Raw genomic sequence first — 5,032 nt, forward strand, 5'->3', positions numbered from 1 at the left:
GCCCTGCGGGGGCTGGGCGGGCCTGCGGAACCTGGCCGGGCACGATCCTTGCCGGCCGCCGGGCCGTCACGTCGGCATCGTGACACGAGACACACACGCGACGACGGAGGCCAGGATGGCCGGCACGGCAAAGACCCACAACCTGCGCATCGACGGCTCGCGCCTGTGGGAGACGATCCAGGAGACGGCGCGGTTCGGCGCGACGCCGGCCGGCGGCCTGAACCGCCTCACCCTGTCGCCCGAGGACGGCGCGGTCCGCGACTGGTTCCGGGACGCCTGCACGGCGGCGGGGCTCGAGGTGCGGGTCGACGCCCTCGGCACCCAGTACGCCCTGCGGCCCGGGCGCGACGCGGCGCGCCCGCCGGTGGCCTTCGGCTCGCATCTCGACACCCAGCCGACCGGCGGCAAGTTCGACGGCATCCTCGGGGTGCTGGCCGGGCTGGAGGCAATGCGCGCCCTGAACGACGCCGGCATCGAGACCGAGGCGCCGCTTCTGCTGGTCAACTGGACCAACGAGGAGGGCTCGCGCTTCGCCCCCGCGATGATGGCGTCGGCGGCTTACGCCGGCGATTTCACCACCGACGAGATCCTGGAGAAGACCGACGCGGCCGGCATCAGCGTCGGCGCGGCGCTCGACGCGATCGGCTACCGCGGAACCGACACCGTGGGCGACCGGAAGATCAGCGCCTTCGTCGAGCTGCACATCGAGCAGGGCCCGATCCTGGAAGCCGAGGGCCGGACCATCGGCGTGGTCGAGGGCGGGCAGGGCATCGCCTGGTTCGACGGCACGATCACCGGCTTCGAGGCGCATGCCGGCACCACGCCGATGCCGCGCCGCCGCGACGCGCTGCTCGGGCTCGCGGAGGTCGCGCTCGCGGTCGAGCGGATCGCGCTGGCGCACGCGCCCACCGCCGTCGCGACCATCGGCGAGGCCGTGATCGGCGCGCCCTCCCGCAACGTGGTGCCGGGGCTGGTGCGCTTCACCCTCGACGTGCGCGACCCGAAGCCGGAGGTCCTCGACGCGATCGAGGCTGAGCTGCGCGCGAGCCTTCCCGCGATCGCGGACCGGCGCAAGCTCGCCATCGACCTCGCGCGGATCTGGCGCAAGGAGCCGGTGCCGTTCGACGCGGGCGTGATCGCGGCGGTCGATGCCGCCGCCGAGGGGCTGGGCCTGAGCCGCCGCCGCATGGTCTCGGGCGCCGGGCACGACGCCTGCAACCTCGCGGCCCGCGTCCCGACCGCGATGATCTTCGTGCCGTGCAAGGACGGCGTCAGCCACAACGAGTCGGAATCGGCGACCCCGTCCGACTGCGCCGCCGGCGCCGACGTGCTGCTGCAGACGGTGCTGACGCTCGCCAACGCGCCGAAGGCCTGATCCGTGGACGCCTTCGCCCCCCGCATCCAGCAGCGGCTCGACGCGCTGGCCCAGATCAGCGCCGAGCCCGGCGCGATCACCCGCCTCTACCTCACCCCCGAGCAGGCGCGGGCCGAGGCCCTGGTCGCCGGCTGGATGGGCGAGGCCGGGTTGCAGGTGCGCCGCGACGCCGTCGGCAACCTGATCGGCCGCGTCGAGGGCCGCGAGCCCGGCGGGCCGGCCCTGGTGATCGGCTCGCACCTCGACACCGTGCGCAACGCCGGCCGCTACGACGGGCCGCTCGGCGTCGTCGCCGCCATCAGTTGCGTCGAGGCCGTGCTGCGCCAAGGACCGCCACCGGTCGCGATCGAGGTGGTGGGCTTCGCCGACGAGGAGGGCGTGCGCTTCGCCGCGACGCTGACCGGCAGCCGGGCGTTCGCCGGCCATCTCGACCCGGCGGCGCTGCGCACCCTCGATGCCGCCGGCACGACGCTGGCCGCCGCGATGCGCGAATACGGCCTCGACCCGAAGGCCGTCCCGACCGCCGCCCGCACGCCGGATCAGATCCTCGGCTACGTCGAGCTCCACATCGAGCAGGGGCCGATGCTGGAGCGCGAGGGCCTGCCGGTCGGCCTCGTCACCGCGATCAGCGGGGCGAGCCGCCTGGAGATCACGCTGTCGGGGGAGGCGGGGCACGCCGGCACCGTCGCGATGACCGAGCGCCGCGACGCGCTCGCGGGCGCCGCCGAATGCATCCTGGCGATCGAGGCGCGCTGCCGCGGCGAGGAGCACCTCGTCGGCACGGTCGGGCGCATCCAGGCGCTGCCGGGGGCGGTCAACACCATCCCGGGCCAGGCCAAGTTCAGCCTGGACCTGCGGGCGCCCGACGACGCGCAGCGGCACGCCGCGCTCGCCGACATCGACCTCGCCTGCAAGCGCATCGCGCTCCGGCGCCGGCTCGGCTTCGGCATCGCCCTCCTGCACGAGGCGGAAGCCGTCCCCTGCGACCCCGGGATGACGGCCCTGGTCGAGGCGGCGATCGTCGCCGAGGGCCATCCCGTCCTGGCGCTGCCGAGCGGGGCCGGGCACGACGGCATGGCGGTGGCGGCGATCGCGCCGATCGCCATGGTGTTCGTGCGCTGCCGCGGCGGCATCAGCCACAACCCGGCCGAGTTCGCCAGCCTGCCCGACATCGAGGCCGGGACCCGGGTGCTGCTCGGGACGGTGCGCGGGTTCCTCGCGGCACGGGAGCGGTCGGCCGATCAGACCAGCCCGAGGTCGGCCGGCGCCGCGTCCGCGAAGACCCGCCGGAGGCTCGCCGGATCGAGCCCGTAGAGGCGTTGCAGCAGCCCGGCGAGCAGGCTGCGGTAGTCGGTGAGCACGGGATGGTCGCGGTTCTGGAACAGGTGCGCCTCGTCGGCCCGCACCTGCGGCCCGGCGATGCGGCCGCCGCGCACGGCACCGCCCAGCACCCAGTAGACGCTGCCGTGCCCGTGATCGGTGCCGCGGTTGCCGTTCTCGCGGAAGGTGCGGCCGAACTCGGAGAGCACGACCACCACCGTGTCGTTCCAGGCGGGGCCGACCTCCTCGACGAAGCCGGCCAGCCCGCGGCCGAGCTCGCCGATCCGGTCGGCGAGGTAGCCGGTGGCGGCGCCCTGGTTCACGTGCGTGTCCCAGCCGCCGACGTCGACGAAGCCGAGGTTGAACGACTCGCGCATCAGCCGGCCGATGCGCCGGGCCGAGCGCGCGAAGCCCTTCGGCGAGACGCCGCCGCGGTCGGCCTCGGCCTGATGCTCCGAGACCGACTGGTAGACCGCGTCGCGCACGCGGAACCCCTCGGCCACCGAAGCGGCCAGCGGGGTGTCGCGGTACATCGCCGTGATCAGCCCGGCCTGGCGCGCGTCGATCCCGGGCTTGGCGACCTCGTTGATCGCGATGTTGGGCACCGTCTCAGGGCCGCGGAAGATCAGCGGGATCTGCTCGGTGAAGGCGATCGGGCGCGTCCGCGTCAGCTCCGCGGCGAGCCGGGCCATGAAGCCCGAATTGTAGTCGCGGGAGGCGCCGACCGTCTGCCCGAGCTCGATCGTGTCCTGGGTCTCGAAATGGCTGCGCGTGAGGTCGTCGGTGCCGGCGAACGGCACGAAGGCGGCCTGCCCCCGGGCGTAGAGCGGCAGGATCGTGTCGCGCAAGCTCGGGTGGAGGCTCCAGTCGGCGTCGAGCGCCAGCGCCGCCGCCGGGTCGGCCGCATCCGGCCGGGCGACCGCGAGGGTCGGCCGGGCGCGGTAGTAGAAGTCGCTGCCCGTCGGGATCACGACGTTGGCCGCGTCGTAGGCGCCGCGCAGGAACACCACGAGCAGGCGCGCATCCGCCTTCGGCGCGGCCCAGACCCGGCCGGCGACGGTGGACAGGCCGAGCGCGAGGGAGGCTCGGATCAGCGCGCGGCGGGGCGGGTCGCGCGGGTCCATGGGCGGCCGAGGCGCATGAATTCGGGGGCGGACAGGAACAGGGTGTTCCAGTCCTGCGGGGAGACGGCGCGGGCCAGGGCGTCCCGGGTCGGGGCGCTCAGGGTGGCCGAGAGCGTCGAGAAGTAGAGCCCGTTCTGCAGCAGCGGGAAGGCCGGCTCGTCGGCCATGTCGGGGGCGGGCTTGAACAGGCCGGCGGAGCCCGACCCGATCTGCCGGGCGATCTCGAAGCGCGTCGTCATCTGTCCCGGCCCGTTCCAGGCGGCGGCGCCGAGCGGGTAGCCGTCCGGCGTCGAGCGGTTGAACAGGCCCTCGCCGAGGCGGTTGAGCCAGCCCTGGATCGGCGCGGCGTTGCGGATCGTCCGCCCGTCGTAGGCGAGGCGCACGGCCGAGAGCACGTAGCGGGCCGGGTCCTTGAACCCGCCCCCGAGGGAGGCCGCGAAGTCGGGCGCGTGGAACAGCGCGTCGAGCACGGCCGCGATGTCGCCGTCGCTCCGGGTGAAGACCTGCGCCAGCCGCGCCACCAGGGCGTCCGAGGGCGGGGCGCCCAGGAAGTAGCGCGCGAGCGCGGCCGACACGGTTCGCGCGGTGGCGGGCTCGCGGGCGATCAGGTCGAGCGCCTCGACGATCTCGGGCCAGCCGCGGCCGCGGATCGCGTGGCCGAGGAAGACCTTGTCGCCGTAATCGTGGCGGTTCGGGTTGAATTCGAACAGGCCGGCGCGGACGAGATCGGCTTGGCGCTCCGGCTTCAGCTTCGGGTCCTCGGGGCGGGCGTCGATGCCGACGCCGGTGAGGATGCGGGCCAGCGCCTCGACGTCGCCCTGCGTGTAGCCGGAGCCGACCCCGAGGGTGTGCAACTCCATCAGCTCGCGGGCGTAGTTCTCGTTGAGGTGGCCGGCGGCGTTGTCGGCATTGTCGAGATAGCGCAGCATCGCCGGGTGCCGCAGCGTCGCCTCCAGCAGGTCGCGGAAGCGGCCGAGCGCGTGCGGGCGGATCGCCGCGTCGACGTAGTCGCCGACCATCGCGCGCAGGTTCGCCTTGCCCTGGTGGACGTTGAAGCGGTTGAGCCAGAACCAGGTCAGCCGCTCGCGCACCTGGTCCGGGCTGTCGAGCGCCCGCAGGAGCGTCGCCGCGGCGGCGTCCCGGGCGGCGGCCGAGAGCGCCCCCTGGTAGGCCTGCTGCGCGGCCTTCTTCGCATCCGGGTCGGGCTTGGTGC

The 5,032-nt window shown here is 74.4% G+C and carries 4 protein-coding genes; 2 read left to right on the forward strand and 2 right to left on the reverse strand.

Annotated features, from left to right (window positions below; translation table 11 throughout):
• Positions 1-115 precede the first annotated feature (115 nt).
• Positions 116-1,375: a Zn-dependent hydrolase gene (locus FV223_RS19695; protein WP_147728592.1), complete on the forward strand. Its 1,260-nt coding sequence runs from the start codon at positions 116-118 to the stop codon at positions 1,373-1,375.
• Between the two features lie 3 nt (positions 1,376-1,378).
• Positions 1,379-2,689, forward strand: a complete 1,311-nt coding sequence (locus tag FV223_RS19700; protein WP_147728593.1) for an allantoate amidohydrolase — start codon at positions 1,379-1,381, stop codon at positions 2,687-2,689.
• Here FV223_RS19700 and FV223_RS19705 read toward each other — a convergent pair.
• Together FV223_RS19705 and FV223_RS19710 are read right to left on the reverse strand one after the other, a co-directional pair.
• Entirely contained in the window at positions 2,617-3,819 is a 1,203-nt protein-coding gene (locus tag FV223_RS19705; protein WP_147728594.1) for a DUF1501 domain-containing protein, read from the reverse strand. The genes FV223_RS19700 and FV223_RS19705 overlap by 73 nt on opposite strands.
• Positions 3,786-5,032: DUF1800 domain-containing protein (locus tag FV223_RS19710; protein WP_147728595.1), on the reverse strand; the 1,247-nt coding region annotated here is incomplete at its 5' end. The genes FV223_RS19710 and FV223_RS19705, both read right to left, overlap by 34 nt.

Origin of the sequence: Methylobacterium sp. WL116, assembly GCF_008039455.1 — a bacterium.
GTDB lineage: Bacteria > Pseudomonadota > Alphaproteobacteria > Rhizobiales > Beijerinckiaceae > Methylobacterium.

What these genes read in the sequence shown, in the direction of transcription:
- FV223_RS19695 (WP_147728592.1), top strand. Translation starts at nt 116, where the DNA reads ATGGCCGGCACGGCAAAGACCCACAACCTGCGCATCGACGGCTCGCGC.
- FV223_RS19705 (WP_147728594.1), bottom strand. Translation starts at nt 3,819, where the DNA reads ATGGACCCGCGCGACCCGCCCCGCCGCGCGCTGATCCGAGCCTCCCTC.